This is a genomic window from Streptomyces sp. NPDC033180 (genome assembly GCF_055577645.1).
On record NZ_JBVIPU010000013.1, the window covers coordinates 165,345 to 183,890 of the forward strand.

General features: G+C 71.0%; 22 protein-coding genes. 10 read left to right on the plus strand and 12 right to left on the minus strand.

Going from position 1 to position 18,546, the window contains the following annotated elements; all coding sequences use genetic code 11:
* The first annotated feature begins 83 nt into the window (after window positions 1-83).
* Window positions 84-1,031, plus strand: coding sequence for a LysR family transcriptional regulator (locus ACZ5WE_RS29490; RefSeq protein ID WP_467693449.1), 948 nt, complete (start codon window positions 84-86; stop codon window positions 1,029-1,031).
* A gap of 10 nt (window positions 1,032-1,041) precedes the next feature.
* Here ACZ5WE_RS29490 and ACZ5WE_RS29495 read toward each other — a convergent pair whose 3' ends face one another.
* Window positions 1,042-1,434: a nuclear transport factor 2 family protein gene (locus ACZ5WE_RS29495; RefSeq protein WP_467693451.1), complete on the minus strand. Its 393-nt coding sequence runs from the start codon at window positions 1,432-1,434 to the stop codon at window positions 1,042-1,044.
* A gap of 81 nt (window positions 1,435-1,515) precedes the next feature.
* On the opposite strand from ACZ5WE_RS29495, the gene ACZ5WE_RS29500 reads away from it, so the two are divergent.
* On the plus strand, window positions 1,516-2,091 hold the full coding sequence (locus tag ACZ5WE_RS29500) for a PadR family transcriptional regulator (protein ID WP_467693452.1): 576 nt from the start codon (window positions 1,516-1,518) through the stop codon (window positions 2,089-2,091).
* A 10-nt stretch (window positions 2,092-2,101) separates the two neighbouring features.
* Window positions 2,102-2,809: an HAD family hydrolase gene (locus ACZ5WE_RS29505; protein ID WP_467693454.1), complete on the plus strand. Its 708-nt coding sequence runs from the start codon at window positions 2,102-2,104 to the stop codon at window positions 2,807-2,809.
* Window positions 2,810-2,821: 12 nt separating this feature from the next.
* On the opposite strand, the gene ACZ5WE_RS29510 is transcribed toward ACZ5WE_RS29505, so the two are convergent.
* Window positions 2,822-6,052, minus strand: a complete 3,231-nt coding sequence (locus ACZ5WE_RS29510) for a bifunctional cytochrome P450/NADPH--P450 reductase (RefSeq protein ID WP_467693455.1) — start codon at window positions 6,050-6,052, stop codon at window positions 2,822-2,824.
* A 182-nt stretch (window positions 6,053-6,234) separates the two neighbouring features.
* Between ACZ5WE_RS29510 and ACZ5WE_RS29515 the strand changes: the two genes are divergently transcribed.
* The gene (locus ACZ5WE_RS29515; RefSeq protein ID WP_467693622.1) at window positions 6,235-6,822 is read left to right on the plus strand and encodes a PAS domain-containing protein; all 588 of its coding nucleotides are present in this window, start codon (window positions 6,235-6,237) and stop codon (window positions 6,820-6,822) included.
* A 67-nt stretch (window positions 6,823-6,889) separates the two neighbouring features.
* Here the strand turns inward: ACZ5WE_RS29515 and ACZ5WE_RS29520 are convergent, their stop codons facing one another.
* The 7 genes from ACZ5WE_RS29520 to ACZ5WE_RS29550 all read right to left on the minus strand — a co-directional run bounded on the left by ACZ5WE_RS29520 (window position 6,890) and on the right by ACZ5WE_RS29550 (window position 11,572).
* On the minus strand, window positions 6,890-7,228 hold the full coding sequence (locus tag ACZ5WE_RS29520; protein ID WP_467693456.1) for a helix-turn-helix domain-containing protein: 339 nt from the start codon (window positions 7,226-7,228) through the stop codon (window positions 6,890-6,892).
* Between the two features lie 439 nt (window positions 7,229-7,667).
* Window positions 7,668-7,976 carry an SCO5918 family protein gene (locus ACZ5WE_RS29525; RefSeq protein ID WP_467693458.1) on the minus strand — a complete coding sequence of 103 codons (309 nt, stop codon included), beginning with the start codon at window positions 7,974-7,976 and terminating at the stop codon, window positions 7,668-7,670.
* A 47-nt stretch (window positions 7,977-8,023) separates the two neighbouring features.
* Entirely contained in the window at window positions 8,024-8,248 is a 225-nt protein-coding gene (locus ACZ5WE_RS29530; protein WP_467693459.1) for a CBS domain-containing protein, read from the minus strand.
* Window positions 8,249-8,292: 44 nt separating this feature from the next.
* Window positions 8,293-9,783: a DEAD/DEAH box helicase gene (locus ACZ5WE_RS29535; protein WP_467693461.1), complete on the minus strand. Its 1,491-nt coding sequence runs from the start codon at window positions 9,781-9,783 to the stop codon at window positions 8,293-8,295.
* A 286-nt stretch (window positions 9,784-10,069) separates the two neighbouring features.
* A complete protein-coding gene (locus tag ACZ5WE_RS29540) occupies window positions 10,070-10,273 on the minus strand; it encodes a cold-shock protein (RefSeq protein ID WP_361840963.1) in 204 nt (67 codons plus the stop codon).
* 259 nt (window positions 10,274-10,532) lie between these two features.
* Window positions 10,533-10,988, minus strand: a complete 456-nt coding sequence (locus ACZ5WE_RS29545) for a PRC-barrel domain-containing protein (RefSeq protein WP_467693463.1) — start codon at window positions 10,986-10,988, stop codon at window positions 10,533-10,535.
* Window positions 10,985-11,572, minus strand: a complete 588-nt coding sequence (locus tag ACZ5WE_RS29550) for a PRC-barrel domain-containing protein (RefSeq protein WP_467693465.1) — start codon at window positions 11,570-11,572, stop codon at window positions 10,985-10,987. Before ACZ5WE_RS29550 ends, ACZ5WE_RS29545 begins: the two co-directional genes overlap by 4 nt.
* Before the next feature lie 316 nt (window positions 11,573-11,888).
* On the opposite strand from ACZ5WE_RS29550, the gene ACZ5WE_RS29555 reads away from it, so the two are divergent.
* Together ACZ5WE_RS29555 and ACZ5WE_RS29560 are read left to right on the plus strand one after the other, a co-directional pair.
* Complete coding sequence (locus ACZ5WE_RS29555) at window positions 11,889-12,782, plus strand: RNA polymerase sigma factor SigF (RefSeq protein WP_467693467.1); 894 nt, start codon at window positions 11,889-11,891, stop codon at window positions 12,780-12,782.
* A gap of 82 nt (window positions 12,783-12,864) precedes the next feature.
* Window positions 12,865-13,260, plus strand: a complete 396-nt coding sequence (locus tag ACZ5WE_RS29560; protein ID WP_467693468.1) for an STAS domain-containing protein — start codon at window positions 12,865-12,867, stop codon at window positions 13,258-13,260.
* A gap of 29 nt (window positions 13,261-13,289) precedes the next feature.
* Here ACZ5WE_RS29560 and ACZ5WE_RS29565 read toward each other — a convergent pair whose 3' ends face one another.
* Complete coding sequence (locus tag ACZ5WE_RS29565) at window positions 13,290-13,436, minus strand: hypothetical protein (protein WP_467693469.1); 147 nt, start codon at window positions 13,434-13,436, stop codon at window positions 13,290-13,292.
* Window positions 13,437-13,706: 270 nt separating this feature from the next.
* Between ACZ5WE_RS29565 and ACZ5WE_RS29570 the strand changes: the two genes are divergently transcribed.
* From ACZ5WE_RS29570 to ACZ5WE_RS29585, 4 genes are all read left to right on the plus strand, one after another.
* Window positions 13,707-15,215: an FUSC family protein gene (locus ACZ5WE_RS29570; RefSeq protein WP_467693471.1), complete on the plus strand. Its 1,509-nt coding sequence runs from the start codon at window positions 13,707-13,709 to the stop codon at window positions 15,213-15,215.
* 152 nt (window positions 15,216-15,367) lie between these two features.
* Entirely contained in the window at window positions 15,368-16,126 is a 759-nt protein-coding gene (locus ACZ5WE_RS29575; RefSeq protein ID WP_467693472.1) for a GAF domain-containing protein, read from the plus strand.
* The gene (locus ACZ5WE_RS29580; protein WP_467693473.1) at window positions 16,098-16,490 is read left to right on the plus strand and encodes a DUF2267 domain-containing protein; all 393 of its coding nucleotides are present in this window, start codon (window positions 16,098-16,100) and stop codon (window positions 16,488-16,490) included. Before ACZ5WE_RS29575 ends, ACZ5WE_RS29580 begins: the two co-directional genes overlap by 29 nt.
* 96 nt (window positions 16,491-16,586) lie before the next feature.
* Window positions 16,587-17,147, plus strand: coding sequence for a VanZ family protein (locus tag ACZ5WE_RS29585; protein ID WP_467693475.1), 561 nt, complete (start codon window positions 16,587-16,589; stop codon window positions 17,145-17,147).
* Window positions 17,148-17,161: 14 nt separating this feature from the next.
* On the opposite strand, the gene ACZ5WE_RS29590 is transcribed toward ACZ5WE_RS29585, so the two are convergent.
* Both ACZ5WE_RS29590 and ACZ5WE_RS29595 read right to left on the minus strand, forming a co-directional pair.
* Window positions 17,162-17,584, minus strand: coding sequence for a DUF6003 family protein (locus ACZ5WE_RS29590; protein WP_467693477.1), 423 nt, complete (start codon window positions 17,582-17,584; stop codon window positions 17,162-17,164).
* 27 nt (window positions 17,585-17,611) lie between these two features.
* Window positions 17,612-18,466: an RNA polymerase sigma factor SigF gene (locus ACZ5WE_RS29595; RefSeq protein WP_467693479.1), complete on the minus strand. Its 855-nt coding sequence runs from the start codon at window positions 18,464-18,466 to the stop codon at window positions 17,612-17,614.
* Between the last annotated feature and the right edge of the window lie 80 nt (window positions 18,467-18,546).

Sequence of the window (18,546 nt, forward strand, 5' to 3'; positions counted from 1 at the left end):
GACGTTCTGTGCTCAGAGCGTCAGGCGGTGCTGTCCTCGAAGGTAGGTGGGTGTACCCAACGAAATCCAATAGGCTGACCCATATGGGAGATAGGAATTCCGATGGTTCGGCGGGAATAGCCCCGGGGACGCTCGACCTGAACCTGCTGCGTACGTTCCTGGCCGTGTACCGGTCGGGTTCCTTCACCGCCGCGGCCCGTCTCCTCGGCCTCTCGCAGCCCACCGTCACCACGCAGATCCGGGCCCTGGAGCGGCAGGTCGACCGGGAGCTGTTCGAGCGGCTGCCGCGCGGTGTGGCCCCCGCGCCGTACGCGGACGCGCTCGCCGCCCGTGTCGTGGACCCCCTCGACGCCCTCGCCGCGGTCACCGGCCACGGCGGCCCCCTCGACGGCGCCCCCGCGCAGCCCGTCCAGCTGGCGGGCCCCGCGGAGATGCTCTGCCACTGCGCGCTGCCCGCGCTCGCCCCGCTGGTCGAGCAGGGGGTCAGGCTGCGCGTGACGACGGGCCTGACCGACCGGCTCCTGGACGGGCTGCGGGCGGGACGGCACGACCTGGTGATCGCGACGGCCCGCCCCCGCGGGCGCTCCCTGAGTTCCGTGCCGCTGGCGGACGAGGAGTTCGTCCTGGTCGCGACGCCCTCGTGGGCCGAACGCATCGGCGGCACGGAGCGGATCGCCGCGGACGGCCCCGGGGTGCTGCTCGGCGTCCCCCTGGTGACGTACGCGGAGGACCTGCCGATCGCCCGCCGCTACTGGCGACATGTCTTCGGCAAGCGGCTGACCTGCGAGGCCTCGGTGACGGTCCCGGACCTGCGCGGCGTCCTCTCGGCGGTCACCGCGGGCGCGGGCTTCTCCGTGCTGCCCCGCTATCTCTGCCGCGACGCCCTGGCCGCCGGCACCCTGGCCCTCCTCCACGACCCGGAGGACGCCCCGATCAACACCGGCTTCCTGGTACGGCGCCCGGGGTCGGCGGACAACCCCCACGTGGCCCTGGTGCACGACCACCTCGTTCAGTCGGCCCGCGCCTGGTAGCCCCGAGACGCTAGGCGCCGGCGGCCTCCTGCGTGATCCGGTCCCACTGGGCGCCCATGGCCGCCGCGAGCGCCTGCGCGGCCGACAGCGGGCGGACCATCACCATGAACTCGTCGATCAGCCCCTCCTCGTTGACGTGGAGGAAGTCGCAGCCGGTGATCTGCCGGTCGCCGACCCGTGCCTCGAAGACGAGCGCGGAGTCGCGACCTCCGGCGTCGTTGATCTCGCGTACGTACCGGAAGTCCTCGAAGACCCGCGTGACGCCGCGCAGGATCGCGACGGTCGTCGCCTTGCCCGGGTAGGGACGGAAGACGACCGGGCTGGAGAAGACGACGTCCTCGGCCAGGAGCGCCTCAATGGCCGCGTGATCGTTGGCCTCGACGGCCTTGCGGAAAGCCTGCATGTGCACACCTCGGTCATCGGTAGTAGTCAATTTGTTGAGTAGGTGCGAAGGAGAGTAATCACATCGGTGTACGGTGTCCAGATGTCTCTCAAGTACGCGGTGCTCGCGGCGCTCCTGGAGGGCGAGTCGTCCGGCTACGACCTGGCGAAGATCTTCGACGTGTCCGTGTCGAACTTCTGGTCCGCCACCCCCCAGCAGCTCTACCGCGAGCTGGAGCGACTGGCCGCCGATGGCCTGATCGACGCACGCGTGGTGCAGCAGGAACGCAGGCCGAACAAGCGCATGTTCACGCTCTCCGAAGCGGGGCGGCGGGACCTGCACGCCTTCGCCGCCGAGCCGCCCCGGCCCATTGCCATCCGGGACGAGCTCATGGTCAAGGTGCAGGCCATGGACGGCGGCGACCCGGCGGCCACCCGCGCGCTGATCGAGGAGCGCATGGCGTGGTCGCGCGGCAAGCTCGCCCGGTACGAACGGCTGCGCGTCCACCTCCTCGGCGGCCGGGACGAGGAGACGTACCTGCGCGAGGCCGAGCGCGTCGGCCCCTACCTCACGCTGATGGCGGGCAGGTCCCTGGAGGAGTCGAACCTGCGCTGGGGTGAGCGGGTCCTTGAGATCCTCGACCGACGATTCGACTACGCCGACAAGGGCGGGACTTGAGGAGGCAGAAGTGGACGAACTGCTTGAGGCACGGCCGGAGGGGCCACCGCGTGCGGTGCTCACCGACTTCGGCGGTGTGCTGACCACCAGCGTGCTCGACTCGTTCCGTGCCTACTCCACGCGGGTAGCCGACGATCCGATGCTGATCGAGCGGCTGTTCCGGGAGGACGAGGAGTCGTCGGCGCTCCTGGTGGAGCACGAGTGCGGTCGCATGAGCGAGGCCGACTTCGAGCGGGGCATCGCGGGGCGGCTGCGTGAGAAGGGCGTGGAGGTGGAGCCCTCGGGCCTCGTCGCCGCGATCGGGGCGGGGATGCGGCCGGACGAGACGATGCTCGCGGCGTTGAGCGTGCTGCGGGCCCAGGGCGTCCCGGTGGCGATCGTGTCGAACGCGCTCGGCGACGACTGCTACCAGGGATACGACCTGCACGCGCTCGCGGACACCGTCGTGATCTCCAGTGAGATCGGCTCCCGCAAGCCGGGCCGCCGCATCTACCGGACGGCCTGCGAGCGCCTGGGCGTCGAACCGTCCGCCTGCGTCATGATCGACGACCTGGAGCACAACCTGCGCGGCGCGGCGCGGCTCGGCATCCGGGCCCTGCACCACGTACACAGCGACGAAACGGTGCGCGCCCTGGGAGAGCTGTTCGGCATCGACTCACTCGCCGGACCTGACGTCCCGGCCCCGCACGCCGGGCCCCGCCCGCCCGGCCCGGCGTGAGCGCTGGGTCCCTCAGCCCGCCGCGTACACGTCCTCCACGTAACGGCCCTTGGCGATCAGCTCGTTCAGCCACTGTTCGGAGTCGGTGGCCGTTGCCCCTGGAGTGCGGTCCCGGTGGAGTGTGCGCAATGCGTCACGTACGCCCGGGGCCATGCGTGAGCCGTCGCCGCACACGTATACCCGGGCCCCGGCGGTGAGCAGGTCCCACACCTCGTCGGCCTCCGCCGCGATGCGGTGCTGGACGAAGGCCGCCCCGTCGACGGGGGACGCGCTGAAGGCGGGGCGCAGCGATACCGCCCCGGCGGCCTCCGCGGCGTGCAGTTCCTCGGCGTGCAGGAAGTCCGCGTCCGGAGCGTCGCAGCCGAAGTAGCAGAGGGCGGGCGGTAGTTCCGCTCCCTGGGAGTTCAGGGCCGCGCGGTCCGCGATGGTGCCGCGGAACGGTGCGAGGCCCGTGCCCGCGGCGACCATGATGACGGGCGCGGTGCCCGAGTGGTCGATGCGGAAGTCCTCGCGGCACGGCTGGATTCGGGCCAGGACCGTGTCGCCCGGCCGCACCCGGTTGAGATGGCCGGAGCCCGTGCCGCGGTACAGCCGCCCGTTGCCCGAGCGGGCCGGCGCCTCCAGGAGGGACACCATCAGGTCGGCGTGAGCGGGATGGACCGCCGGTGACGAGGACACCGAGTAGTGGCGGGGGCGCAGGGGCGTGAGCATGTCGAGCAGTCGCGGCCACTCCAGCGCCCCGCGCAGAGCCGGGCAGGCCTCGACCAGTTCGAGCAGCGTGCGCCCGTCGGCCGCGCGGGCCTCGGCGTCGTCGACCAGAGCGGAGAGGGCGGCCCGTTCCGGCGGGCAGGGGTTGGCCGAGGCCAGTTCGGCCAGCTGACCCGCCGTAGGACGCCCCTGCAACTCGACGTGGTGAGCCAGCAGTTGGCGTACCGTCAGGGGCCGGTCCACGGCGAGGCCGTCGCGGCGCGGGCGGCTCGCGCGGATGTCGAGAACCGCGTCCAGGTCCACGCCGAGCGCGGCGGCGGCCCGGTCGACGAGCGCGGGGTCATTGACCGGCAGTACCGTGAGATGGTCGCCGGTCCGGTAGGTCGTCCCGTCGGGCAGGGCGAGCCGTACGAAGCGCTTCGTACGGGGATGGCCGGGCGCGGTGAGATCGTGGGCCTCGGTGACCGCCATCGGGACAAGACCGTGCCGCGCGGCGAGCGCGTCCAGCGGACCGCCGGTCACCTCGCGAACCTCGTAGGCGTCCGAGGGAGCGGCGTCGTCGGGTCCCTCCAGCGCATCGGGATCGCCGTACCGCTCAAGAAGCGCCGTACGCAACTGTGCCGTGAACTCCCGTACAGAGCCCCCGAGATCGCCCGAAGCGTCGGCCGCCACACGCGCCAGGAGCCGGGTGCCGCCCAGCTCCGCGAGCCGCTCGTCGAAGCGCGTGGGGACGTGCTGGTACGTGGCGGCCCAGTTGCGGTCGCCCACGCCGAGGACCGCGTACGTGACGTTCTCGGCGACGGCCGCCGGGGCGCCGTCCAGCCAGCAGGCGAATGCCGTGGCGTCGTCGGTGGGCCGGCCGTTGTAGGAGGCGGCGGTGATGACGACCGGGCGGTCGGTGGGCAGCGCGCCGGCGTACTCGTCCAGCGGTGCGACCTCCGTCGCGCAGCCCACCGACGCGGCCTCGTCGGCGAGTTGGGCCGCGAAGTCCCTGCACGTGCCGTAGTTGCTGCCGTGCAGGAAGAGCGCGCGGGTGCCGGGCACGACACGCGAGGGCAGGGCGGTGGCGTCGGGCTCCGCCACGGCCCGGTCGGCCGCGGCACCCGGCAGCCCGCCGTGCACCCGGTCGGCGGCTGTGCGCGGCGTCAGCGTGAGCGTGAACCCGTCGGGCTTGAGGGTGAGCGTCTCCTTGACGGTGAGCCGGTAGTCGGCGCGGTCGTGAAGGCGGTAGCGGTGCACCAGCATCCCGAGGAGCATGGTCGCCTCGTGCAGCGCGAACTGCCGCCCGATGCAGGCCCGTTCACCGGTGCCGAACGGCTTGAACGCGTGCGGGGAGCGCGCCGCCTCCGCCTCCGCGGTGAAGCGCGCCGGGTCGAAGAGCTCCGGGTTGTCGCCCCACACCGGCTGCCGGTGCAGCATCGGCGTCAGGACGGTGACGCCCTGCCCCGCGCGCAGCGGGATGCGACCGCCGAGGAGCGTGTCCTCGCGTGCGTGCCTGCCGAACGCGGCGGCCGTCGGCCACAGGCGCAGCGCCTCGTTGAGCACCTGCCGGGTGTACGTGAGCCGCCCGACGTCGTCGAAGGACGGTTCAGGATCGGCCGCGTCGCCCCACAGGGCGTCGACCTCGCGCCGCGCGAGGTCAAGGACGGTGGGGTGCTTGGCCAGGTAGTACAGCGCGAACGACATCGCGCCGGACGTCGTCTCGTGCCCCGCGATCAGGAAGGTGATGACCTGGTTGCGGATGTTGGCCGTGTCCAGCTTCGTGCCGTCGCCCGGGTGCGCGGCGCTGAGCATGAGGCCGAGCAGGTCGTCGGCGGGTTCCGCGCCCGGCGCGTCGCCCGACCGCGCGGAGATGACCTCGTCGACCACCTGCGCCAGATAGTCGGCGTCCGCCCGGAAGGCCGCGTCCGCCGCCGAGTGGTCACTGCCGGGCGTACGGCTCAGCCGCCTCATGCTCCACTCCAGGCAGCGGACCATGGAGTCGATGAAGGGATGCGGCTCGGCCCGCTCGAACGACCCGAAGTCGTAGCCGAACCCGGCGAGCCCGATCGTGTCCAGGGTCATCCGGGTCATGTCGCCCGGAACGTCCACGGGGCACCCGTCCCGCGCGCCCCGGTCCCACGACTCGATGAGCCGGCGGGCGACTCGCAGCATCATCGGGTGGTACGTACGCATCGAACCCAGCGCGAAGGCGGGCATGAGGATGTCGTGCGCGCGAGCCCAGTTGGGCTCCTCGTTGTACGCGGTGAACAGCCCGTCGGCCGTGAACTCCCGCACGTTCTCCAGCGCGGGACCGACGTGCTTGGCGAACCGGGTCTCGTCGGCGAGCTCGGTCACAAGATCGAGATCGCTCACGAACAGCGCGTCACGACCGTGCAGCCGCCGCCGCACCACGGGACCGTGGCGGCGGACCATGTCCATGACCTGCTGCAGAGGGGCGGGCCCTGGCCCGGTGGCGGAGATGTCGATCAGCGGTACGCCGTCGAGGCCGGAGCCGGCGTCCTGGGGGAGCGGTGCGGTGGTGGTGGGGGGCATGGCGTGACAACTGCCTTTCGCCGTACGGAAGTCACTGCTCACCAGCTTGATCGCCGCTCCCCGCGGGTCCGCGCCGTCGCACTACATGATTGTGTAGTGGAGAACGACGTTCCGCTCTTGACTGCCCCGGAAGGAGCCGCCCTGTGGACTCCGCGGACTCCGTGCTGTGGCGCAACCGCGCCATGCTCCTCTTCAACCGCATCCCGATGCCGGTCGCGGTCTGTGACGCGAGCGGGGCGATCATCCTCGCCAACCCGGCGATGGCGGCGCAGTGGGGCGAGACCTCCGGAACCCTGCGCGACCGCAACGTACTGGAGCTGTTCCGCCCCGAGGAGAAGGCGCAGGTCCTGCGGATCGCCGAGGCGCTGCGACTGCGGCGCCGCTCGCGCTACCCGGTCGCGGTGCACTGGGAAGCGGCGGACGGGGTGCGGCGCCACGGTGAGCTGACGGCGGAGCCGGTGAGCGACACCGTCGACGAGACCCCTGGCCTCCTCGTGCTCCTCCGCGTCCTGGGCGAGGAGCGAGCCTCCGCCCCCGCTCCGGCCCCCGCCGAAGCCGCCACTGCCGCCGAGGCCCGCATCCTGGCACTCCTTGCCGGCGGCGCCACCACGGCCCAGGCGGCCCGCGGAACGGGCCTCACCACGGACGGCGTCACCTACCATCTGCGCCGCCTGACCGAGCGCTGGGGCGCGGCGAACCGGACGGAGCTGGTGGCGCGGGCGTACGCGCTGGGGGTTCTCACCCCGGGGGTGTGGCCTCCGGTCGCGTGAACCTGGCCTGCCGGGGGAGTGGCTCCTGGCGAGAAGGGAGTAGTGGCCCCTGCCGAGAGGAGCGGGCTCAGCTCGGGCTCTCGCTCGACTCTGCCGCGGTGCGGCGGTGCTCGGCGTTGATGCGCTGAGCCTCCTCGAGCTGGTCCTCGAGGATGACGATGCGGCATGCCGCCTCGACCGGGGTCCCCTGGTCCACCAGTTCGCGAGCGCGGGCGGCGATCCGCAGTTGGTAGCGGGAGTACCGCCGGTGTCCGCCTTCCGAGCGGAGCGGTGTGATCAGTCGCGCTTCACCGATGGCCCGCAGGAAGCCGGGAGTGGTGCCGAGCATCTCGGCGGCCCGCCCCATGGTGTAGGCGGGGTAGTCGTCGTCATCCAGACGACCACTGAGTGGGGTATCTGCTGTCATGTCACCTCGTTATGCCAACGCGTCGAGGGGCCTTGGTGCCGTACGACACCAAGGCCCCGAAGGAAATTCAACACCATCTGTCGGCCCTAATGCTGCGCCGACCTCTTGTTTCCGCTGTCCGGCCCTGCCTGCGGGCGGGAACGCGGGGATCGCTGATGCGTGACCGAGGACCACCTTCCGTTCCGGGGTCTTGCGGTACCCGGGCCGACATCGATCTCGGGCCGGGCGATCCTGATGGCGTCTGCTCCCTCCGTTCTCCCTCTGGGTTACAGCTACGAGAGAAACCCTAATCATGCGATCGCGCAATGTCTACTCCGGCGAGCATAGATTTTGTGGGCTGTCGCGTAGGTGCGTGCGATGGGCAACGCGAAGAGGGCCCTGCCGGCGCGCGCCGGCAGGGCCCTCTTCGCTGTACTGGTGTCGTGTCCCGCGTCTCCCGCTACACGGGAGTGGCGGCGCCGAGCATGGCCGACGCCGTCTGGAGCGGGGTGAGGACGCGCGGGGCGGGGTCCTCGGAAGGCGTGCGGCAGGTGAAGCCGAGCAGCGTCATGGCGCGGGTGACTTCCCCGGCGCTGAAGTCACGACGGTCCTGCCGGGTGATCACCGCGCCCACCTGCTTGATGGGGTAGTGGCGGCGGCCGATGATGACGGAGTCGCCCGTGATGGGCTCGGGCTTGACGCCCTTCATCGTGTCCAGCACCCCGCTCTTGGTGAGGTCGAACGGGAAACGGGCGATGACGCAGCGCATGAAGCCTCACAGGTGAGGAGATGGGACGGCTGACAGGGGCGAGGCGCTCAACGCGAGAGGGCGAGAACGTCTCGTAGGCGGACCTGGTCCGTGTAGGCGGGGCCTTCGCGGACCGCGATGAGCCGGGCCCGGGTGATCAGGCCCGTGCACTGGTCGTCCTCGTCGCACAGGAACAGATGGCCGGCGTCCGCGCCGGCCATGACCGAAAGGGCCAGCTCCACGGTCATGTCGTCACGGACCTGTGGTCCGCCCGGTGTCTGAACCGGTGTCAAAGGTGCCTCCTGCGGGGGTGGGGGAAGTGACGGTCGCGAAGGCCTCAGGCCGCCGAGGCGGACGGCCCCTGAGCGGGCCGGCGCGGAGCGCGGTCGGTGCGCCGGTCCTGGGCGCTGCGGCTGCGGCGGCCCCGGGCCGAGGACGCACTGCCGCGCCGGGGGCGCTCCGCCGCCGGCATGGTGATGGTGACCGGGACGCCCGAAGGAGCCTGGGCGCCGGTGATACGGCTCAACTCCTCGTCACCGGAGCGCACCTGGGCGGTCTGCGGGGTGATGCCCGCAGCGGCCATCAGGCGGCTCATGTCGCGGCGCTGGTTGGGTGTGACCAGGGTGACGACACTGCCGGACTCTCCCGCACGGGCCGTGCGGCCGCCGCGGTGGAGGTAGTCCTTGTGGTCTGTGGGCGGGTCGACGTTCACGACCAGGTCGAGGTTGTCGACGTGGATCCCGCGTGCGGCGACATTGGTCGCCACGAGCACCGTCACATGGCCGGTCTTGAAGTGCGACAGGGTCCGGGTGCGCTGCGGCTGGGACTTGCCGCCGTGCAGGGCCGCGGCGCGCACACCGCTGTTCAGGAGGTGCTCGGTCAGCCGGTCGACGGCGTGCTTGGTGTCCAGGAACATCAGCACCCGGCCTTCGCGGGCCGCGATCTCGGTGGTCGTCTGGTGCTTGTCCGCGCCGTGCACGTGCAGCACGTGGTGCTCCATCGTGGTGACGGCGCCCTGCGAGGGGTCGACGGAGTGGACCACCGGATCATTGAGGTAGCGGCGGACCAGCAGGTCGACGTTGCGGTCCAGGGTGGCCGAGAACAGCATCCGCTGGCCTTCGGGGCGCACCTGGTCGAGCAGCGCGGTGACCTGGGGCATGAAGCCCATGTCGGCCATCTGGTCGGCCTCGTCCAGGACGGTGATGCCGACCTGGTTCAGCCGGCAGTCGCCGCGGTCGATGAGGTCCTTGAGGCGTCCGGGCGTGGCGACGACGACCTCCGCACCGGCGCGCAGCGCACCGGCCTGCTTGCCGATCGACATGCCGCCCACCACCGTGGCGAGCTTCAGCCGCAGGGCGCGGGCGTACGGCGTGAGCGCGTCGGTGACCTGCTGGGCCAGCTCGCGGGTGGGTACGAGGACCAGGGCGAGCGGCTGGCGCGGCTCGGCGCGCTGACCCTCGGTACGGGCGAGCAGCGCGAGTCCGAAGGCGAGGGTCTTGCCCGAGCCGGTGCGGCCACGGCCGAGTACGTCACGGCCCGCGAGGGAGTTGGGCAGCGTCGCTCCCTGGATCGGGAACGGCACGCTCATGCCTTCGCGGCCGAGCGCGGCGAGCAGGGGCGCCGGCATCGCCAGCTCGGCGAACGTCTCGACGGCCGGGAGCGCGGGGGTGATCGTGACCGGCAGGGCGAACTCGCCCTGGGGCGCGGACGGTCGGCGGCCGTAGCCACCCGAACGGCTCGGGCCGCCGGAGCGGCCGGAGGGGGACCCGGAGCCGTAACCGCCGGAGCGGGAGCGGGAAGAGCGGTCGTTCGTGCGTGCGCGGTTCATGCGGAACCTTCCTCGATGCGGCACGTACCAAGGAATTTCCGCAGCGAGAGCGCAGCGCGGAGAATCGCGAGAACGGGCCGGATGAAATGCGTGAAGCGAATCCGGCCGACGGCAGTGTTCTGCGGGGGCGGATGCGCGGGAACGAGTGACGTTCCGGACAGGGCACGGCGAGCGCGATACTGAAGAACATTCGCGCAGGAAATTCGTGACCCGGTGGTGCGGGAAATGCACGAGCTGGGGCCCGCACCCCAAGGTGCGGGCCCCAGCTACGAAGTACGCGTGAGCGTCAGGCGGGAACGATGTTCTCGGCCGTCGGGCCCTTCTGGCCCTGGGCGATGTCGAAGTTCACCTTCTGGCCTTCCTGGAGCTCACGGAAGCCCTGGGCGGCGATGTTCGAGTAGTGGGCGAAGACGTCGGGGCCGCCGCCGTCCTGCTCGATGAAGCCGAAGCCCTTTTCCGAGTTGAACCACTTCACGGTGCCAATAGCCATGTCTTATCTCCTTCGGGGCAGTGCCCGGAGCCGCACTGTGCGAACTCCGCGTCGCCGCGATGATTGCCCCGCCGGAAATGACCGGAAATACAAAAGTGCTCCCACCGGCCGAAAAAGGCAGTGAGGGCACTTGAAGTTTTTGGGAACCACAACTGCAACTGAGATCGACAGTAGCACGGTGTGGTCGGCTCTGTGTGGTAAAAAAGTCCGTTCCGGGCGTCGCACAAGAAACTCTCAGAGCGCCTGGCACTGATTTCTCTCACGGCCGGAACACATATTGGTTCGTGCCGATGATCAGTGCATAGGAGCCGAGCCCGACCAGGCGGCTGCCGGGTACCCGCTCGCTTCCGATGTGCAGATCGCCGACGCTGCCGGTGTCCGGGTCGAAGGTGACTTCGGTGAGTGTCCCGATGTCCTCGCCGAACTCGGTGAGGACCCGCTTGCCCAGCAGCCTCTTGTGCGCACGGGAGTGCGAGCCGCCGCGGCCCGCCTCGCTCGCGGCGGCGGCGCCGGTGTCGATGATCACGGCGTCCGGCCCCATCCCGCGCACCTGCGACCAGGGGACGCTGTCGCCGCCGTTCTTGGCGTCCCGCAGGTACAGCTCCGTGATCCTTCGGGTGAGCGGATCGATGCCGATTCCGGCCACCTGCCCGGCGGGGCGCGCGTCCTCGGCGCTGATGACCGGATGCCCAAGGACCTGGCTGAGCAGCATCATCGGTCGTCCCCTTTCCGGAGGCCCGTCTCACCCGCGGTCCGGGTCCGTTCCCATGCCGCGGCCAGCGCGTCGAGATCGTCCACCGCCTGCCCGGCGAGCTGGGCCGGTATCACCAACGTGTCCCCGGTCATGGCCAGTTGGCCGTGCGCCGGCAGGAACGCCCTGCGTTCGTGGCGGCCCATCGCTTCGGTGGTCGCGACCTCGAAGCCGACCACCCGGCCACTGGTGCCGCCTTCGATCACCGCGTCCAGTACGGTGCCCAACTCGAGCCCCGCGTCGCTCAGTACGCGGGCGCCGCGCACCTGGCCGGTGCCGGCCTCGCCCTTGTCCACCACCGCGTCCCTTGCCTGAAGAACCTCCTCGGCAGGGATCATCACGGCGTCCGGTCCCAGCGCGTGGACGCCGGACCAGGGCAGGCTCTGCTTGAGCGGGCCGGACAGCAGGCCGCGGCCCGCCAGGGTGAAACCGGTGATCTGGCCGCCCGAGGCATCGAAGACGGTGTCCTTGACCTGGGCCACCGCTTCCCCGCCGAGCGTGACCACGGGCCGCTTGGTCAGCTCGGCCGCGAGCATCAGTGTGATCATCGATTCCTCCCGCGTCCCACGCGGCGACCCCGCCGGACCACGATCGCGCCGCCGCCGCGGCGCCGGGCCTGAGTCCCCAGGACCGCACCGGCCAGCAGGAGCAGTGCGACCAGCACCGCGGTCAGCCACATCCACCAGATCACAGCCGTCCACCTCCCGTGTCACCCCGCGGTTGCTCCGAGTTCCCCGGTAGGCGCTTCCTATACGGAGAGTCAAGTCACGGGAATGTAACGGGGGATGGTGGGTAAGAGCCCGTGCACAGCGCGCTCTCGCCCGGAGGGTGCCATCTGTTTCGGGAGTGACGACGGTGGCCTCGATGTCCAACGGCCCAGCACCCACGATGTCGTACGCCGAGCGACATACCACCGGCCCCGAATCCGCCACAGCCGTGCCCACAGCCACGGAGCTCCGTCCGCCGCACACCGGCCCGCACACGGGCAGTCGGCGCACGGCCGACCTCCGGGCCCTGTCCAACGCGCTCTTCGCCCGCCTCGACGCGGTGGAGGAAGGAACGCCCGAACACTCCTACGTACGCAACTCGCTGGTGGAGCTGAACCTCAACCTCGTGCGCTACGCGGCGCATCGGATGCGCCCGCGCGACGAGTCGTACGAGGACGTCGTCCAGGTGGGCACGATCGGTCTGATCAAGGCGATCAACCGCTTCGACCTCCAGCGGGGCGTGGAGTTCACCACCTTCGCGTTGCCGACGATCATGGGCGAGATCAAGCGCTTCTTCCGCGACACCACCTGGGCCGTGCGCGTTCCTCGCCGACTGCAGGAGCTCCGCCTCGACCTGGTGAAGGCCACCACCGACCTCGAACAGGCCAACGGGCACGCCCCGACCACGGCCGAACTGGCCGAGCACCTTGACCTGGACGAGGCCGAGATCAGCGAAGGCCTCACCGCGGCCAACGGCTACACCACAGCCTCCCTGGACTATCCGGCCGACGGTGTCGACTCCGATGACACGCTGGCCGACCACGTGGGCTACCGCGATCCGGAGCTGGACAAGGTCGAGGATCTGCACAGCCTGAAGCCGCTCATCGCCGCGCTGCCGGAACGCGAACGCAGGATCCTCGCGATGCGCTTCGCCGCCGATATGACGCAGAGCGAGATCGGTGCTGAGCTGGGCATCTCCCAGATGCACGTCTCGCGCATCCTCACCCGGACTCTCGGCCGGCTGCGGGTGAAGCTCCTCGACAAGAGGTAGCGCGAGCAGGGCGCGAGCCGCTCGGAGCTGTTTCGGGAGAGGTCACTGGGTTGATCTCGGTACGATGGCTCATGGGGGTGCGATGTCCACTGAGACCCATCGCCTGACCATCACCGAGCTCGCGAGTTGCTCCGACTCCGCGGTGCTGCGGGTCAGCGGCGAGCTCGACCAGTCATGCGAGGAGTACTTTCTGCGTACCCTCGGCGCTTCCGTCGAGGCCGGGCACCGGCATCTGGTCCTGGACGTGACGGCGCTGATGTTCTGCGACTCGCGCGGACTCAACTGCCTGCTCGCCGTGCGCTGGCTGCTCGCCCGCCGCGAGGGACTGCTGCTGCTCGCGGGGGCGGGGCGCAGGCTGTCGGAGATGCTGGTGCTCACCGGGAGCACGGAACTGCTCCCCGTCCACCGCACGGTCGGCCAGGCCCTGCACGTCCTCCCGGCCGACCAGCGCCCCCAGTGGCCGCCGACGGCGCGCTAGCCCCCAGCGGCCCCCGAGCGGCCGACGACTCAGCGGCGCCCGCGGAACTTGCCCAGCATCCGCCTGGCCTGGGCCCGCTTCCTGGGGTCGGCCGAAGCCCGGCGGACCTGCTGGATCGTGCGCTGTCCTTGAGGGCTCCGGACGAACTGCTTGATGCGGTTGATGACTCCGGGCATGCCGACTCCTAAGACGTGAGAACCGTCAGCCTACGACGGGGTGCTCGGCGCGTACCCAGGTCCGCGTGACTTAGGCCATGAATGATCCGTTGGCCCTCCTGTGGTACGGCTTGAGAGTGGGGGAGTGGGCCAATGGATCAGTGAAATGGGTGCCTGTTGAGCCAGCGGGGCTCTGGATGGTGTGATGGGTCTGTCGATGGCGCTGCGGATCCCCGCGGCGCCTTTTTCATGTGGGCAGGTCGAGCCGGACGCGGAAGGGGCGGGGTAGCCGTGCTGAAGAGGGTGTTCGTGGCGCCGGATCCGGGGCGGGCGCGATTGCGGTTCGCCGCGCGGGCCGTCATCGGCATCGCGCTCGCGGTGACCGTGTGCGGGCTGGCCGGGCACTCGCTCGTCGCGGCGATCACCGGCGGGCTCGCGGCGCTGCTCGCCCTGTTCACCGTCAGCGACTCGACGGTACGGGGGCAGGCCCTCACCACGGCTCTGCTGCCCGTCGTCGGGTTTCCCGTGCTCGCTCTCGCCGCGATGCTGCACGACGTGCCCGTGGCGCGCGATGTCGCCTTCCTCGGCGTGATGGGCGCGGGCGTGTACGCGCGGCGGTGGGGGCCGCGCGGGCACTCGCTCGGTGTGTTCGCGTTCATGATGTTCTTCGCGACCCAGTTCCTGCACACCGGCCCCGGGCAGCTGCCCGAGCTGTTCGCCGCCATCCTGCTGTCGCTGTGCGCCTCGTCGGGCGTACGGTTCGCGCTCTGGTGCTACGAGCGCCGCCTGCCGCCCGTAGCCGTGCCCGCCGTGCCGGGAGGCAGGGGCCTGGCCAGGACGACCACCCGGCAGGCGATTCAGGCGATGCTCGGCGGCGCCTTCGCGCTCGCCGCGGGACAGATCCTCTCCCACGAGCGCTGGTACTGGGCCGTGGGCGCCACCTGGTGGGTGTTCGTGAACACCGCGTCGAGCGGGGAGACGCTGGTGCGGAGCTTCAGGCGCGTGCTCGGCACGGTCATCGGGATCGGTGCGGGCTTCGTCCTCGCGCTCCCGCTGAACGGTGCGCCGGTGCCTTCGGCGATCATCGTCGCCGTCAGCATCTTCGGGATCTTCTACACCGCCGCCGTCTCCTACACCTGGATGATGCTCGCGGTCACCGTGATGGCCGGGGTGCTCTACGGGCTGCTCGGGGTCCTAGACCCGGGACTGCTCGCCCTGCGGGTCGCGGAGACCGGCGTGGGAGCGCTCGGTGCCGTCCTCGCCGTGCTCCTCGTCCTGCCCGTCACCACACACGCCACGACGCACGCCTGGATCGAGCGCGCCCTGCGGTGCGTGCACGCCTGCACGGCGGAGGCCGCGGCCCGGCTCGCCGGATCCGGGAGCGCCGACCCCGCGCCGCGCGTCGCCGAGCTGGAGCAGCTCCTCGCGAGGGTGCGGTTCTCGCTCGCTCCGCTGGTGCACCCCTTCAGTCCGCTGCGGGCCCGCAAGGAACGCGCCCGCCAGGTGCTCACGCTGCTCGACGCCTGCGCCCGCGAGGTGCGCGGGCTCGCCTCGATCGCCGCGGACCCCGAGGCATCGCACGACGACCGGCTCGCCGCCGCCTGCTGGCGCGTGGAGGCCGCCGTGGAGGCGCTCACCGCGCCAGAGGCCGCACGGGGCCCGGCCGCCGACGCCGTCACCCTGCCGCACCCCTCCACCGTCGAGCCCGTGCTTGCCCATCTGCACGGCCTGGAGAAGGCGCTGGTCGAACTGGCCGAGCCGCTGCGCAGTCCGACGCGTACGCCCTTGATCGGCGCCTGAGCAGGCTCGTTCCCCTCGGTGTGCGACGCCGGACGGACCATGCCGTTCGGTCGCGCCGATCGATGACTCCGGCCGATGACACATGAGGTGGCTCATCGCGTGGTAGACGAACTCCCGCTCATCGAGGCGCGCGACTGAGAGGGATGATCACCATGCCGGAGGAATCACCGTCGATCGTGCATGACGTGTCGGTCGCGGCAGCTGTCGGGCGACACGCGCTGCCCAACCGGCTCTGCGCCGCGTTCACACACTCCCTCGGCGCGCAGCGGGCGGCCCTGTCCTGGCTGCCCCGGCTCGAGGACTGGCAACTGCTGCACGCCACCGACGAACCGGCCCTGCAGGCCGAGGCGGTGCAGTTCACCCGCGCCGACGGCCCTTCCGTCAGCGCCGCACTGGGGATGCAGCCCGTGTTCGTGCCGGACCTGCGGGACTACCCGTGCCGCACAGGACCGCCCCTGGCCGAGGAACTGCCGGACACCCGGCGCGTACTGGCGCTCCCGCTGCACGACTGGCAGACACCGGTGGGTGTGCTGTGCCTCTACTACACCGAGCGCACCGACGTGACCTCTATCCACATCACCCACGCCCAGCGCGCCGCCGCCCTGGCGCTCGACGCCCTGCTGCGCTGGCGGCCCGTGCACGACGCGGGCACCGGCTGCCGGCGCCCGGTGTGGGCCACCAGCACGCGCGCGGCGCGCTGGGAGCGCATCCACCAGGCGGCCGACTACGTCGCCGCTCGTCAGGAGTGCGCCGTCGCCGAGGGGTTGGCGTGGCTTCAGGAGGTGAGCGCCCGGGACGGTCTCTCGCTGCTCGACGTGGCCGACACCGTCCTGCAGCCGTCCCGCGCCCACCACGACGACGAGCCCGAAGGAAGGAGCGGCCATGAACGAGCCCGTGGAAGTGCTGCTTGACCGTGTCCAGGAACGCGGAGGCTACGTGGAGCGGCAGGAGGCCGCCGGAGCGGTACAGAGCGTCCTCGAGGTCCTGGGGGAGCATCTGGTGGGGGACGACCGCACCGATCTCGCCCGTCTGCTGCCCCGTCAGTGCGGCCCGCTGCTCACCGAGGGATCACCGGCGAGCGAACCCCTGACACCCGCGGCCTTCGTCGCGGCGGTCGGCGCACGCGTCGACGTCGACGCGGGGCAGGCACGCCGCGCCGTCACCGCGGTCCTCGCCACCGTCGCGGAGGTCGCCGACGACGCCCTGCTGCGCCGCATCCTCACGCAGCTTCCGCCGGGGCACGCCGGTCTTTTCGGCCGTACGGACCCCACATGATCCGCGAGACACACGTGACGTGCCGCAACCGGAAGCGGGTCCACCGCTCATGCCGGGGAAGACGCAGTCAGAACACTCCCTGAATGGAGGCTCGTGATGGCACGGACAGTTCCGCAGGGCAAGGCGACGAAGGCAGCAGGGAACAGGAGTGCTCCTGGTGCGCCCCCGCTCTCCGGATGGGCGCGTGCGACGGCCATGCTGCTGGCCTTCGCGGGGACGGTGGTCTTCGCCGTACTCCTGGCCCGGCTGACGCTGGAACCCTCGGCAGCATCCGAGCCCCTGACACACAGCAATCTGCGCCCCGGCGACTCGATCCAGGACTATCTGGCGCAGCCCGCGTTCCGCGACACCGTCAAGCAGCTCGGCGGCAACATCGTGCTCGGCCTGCCGTTCGGCATGCTGCTGCCGGTGCTCGTGCCCCGTGCCCGGGGGCTCATACGGGTCATAGCCGCCACGGCACTGGTGATGCTCCTCGTCGAGCTCGCGCAGGGCTTCCTTGTCACCGGGCGGGCCTTCGACATCGACGACGTGCTGCTCAACACCACGGGTGCCGTGCTCGGTTACCTGCTGATCGGCCGCAGGCTGGGCCGCGCCGTGCACCCTCGCCGCAGGCACTGGTGGCACCGCTTCACGAAGCGACACGACGCCGCCGGCTAGTCACACGGTCGGCGTCACACGGTCAGGCGGCCGACGGCCTGCGGGTCGAGGCCGGTGAGGCGGGCGATGCGCGGCGCGGGGATGCCCGCGGCCAGCGCCCGGTGCACCAGCGCCTCCCAGTCCTGGGTCGTGTCCCGGAACTCCAGGAGTTCGCCCTCCATGTCCGTGACGGACTGGGGTGCGCACTCCTGCTGGACCCGCAGCGCCTCCTCCTCGCTCAACGGAACGGGCAGGCGCTCGGCCTCATCGGGAATCAACGCCTCCGCATCGGCGGGCAGAATCCGGACCAGTTCGGACGAGGCCGACACCTCGTGGGCCTGCAGCCAGCCGTGGACGGCCGGGGTCTGTGCGCACTCCAGAGGGCCGGCGGCGGCCAGCGCCGACCCCAGCCGTGGGTGCCGCTCCGGAAGAAGGAAGAGGTAAGCGTCGTCGGCCATCGCGGGAGTCGCCTTCTCGATCGGACGTCAGCGCGTGGTGAGCATGCCGTCGCGCAGGCGGGACAGGGTGCGGGAGAGCAGACGCGAGACGTGCATCTGGGAGACGCCGAGGCGTTCGCCGATCTGTGACTGGGTGAGTTCGTCGACGAACCGCAGACGCAGGATGTGCCGGTCGCGCTCGTCGAGTTGGGCGAGCAGCGGTGACAGGGCGTGGAAGTCCTCCACGAGCTCCATGGCGGGGTCCTCCGCGCCGATGAAGTCGGCGAGGGCCGCCTCGCCCTCGTCGCTGTCGCCGTGGACGGCCGCGTCGAGGGAGGTGGAGTTGTAGCCGTTGGCGGCCGTACGGGCCTCGATGACCTCGTCCTCGGAGAGATCCATCAGCTCGGCCAGTTCGCCGACCTTGGGGGCGCGGCCGAGGCGGGTGCTGAGCTCCTCGGTGGCCTTGGCGAGTTCGACGCGGGCCTCCTGGAGGCGGCGCGGAACGTGCACGGCCCAGGAGGTGTCGCGGAAGAACCGCTTGATCTCCCCGACGATGTACGGCACGGCGAACGTGGCGAACTGGACCTCGCGGGAGAGTTCGAACCGGTCGATGGCCTTGATCAGGCCGATCGTGCCGACCTGGACGATGTCCTCCATGTCGTCGCCGCGGTGGCGGAAGCGCCCGGCGGCGTACCGGACCAGCGACATGTTCATCTCGATGAGGGTGTTGCGGGCGTACTGGTACTCGGGCGTGCCCTCCTCCAGCGTGGCGAGCCCGGAGAAGAACAGCTGAGACAGGTCGCGGGCGTCCCGCGGCCCGACCTCCTGGGGAGAGACGATCTCCGGCAGTTCCGTGATGCCAGTGTCCGTGGATGTGCCGGTAGCCGCTGTCGCCACTGTCATGGTTCTCCTCCCCAGTCCGCCGGCCCTCCGTCGTCCCCCGACCGGCCGGTGAAGCGCAGGTACCCGCACGTGGGCGCTTC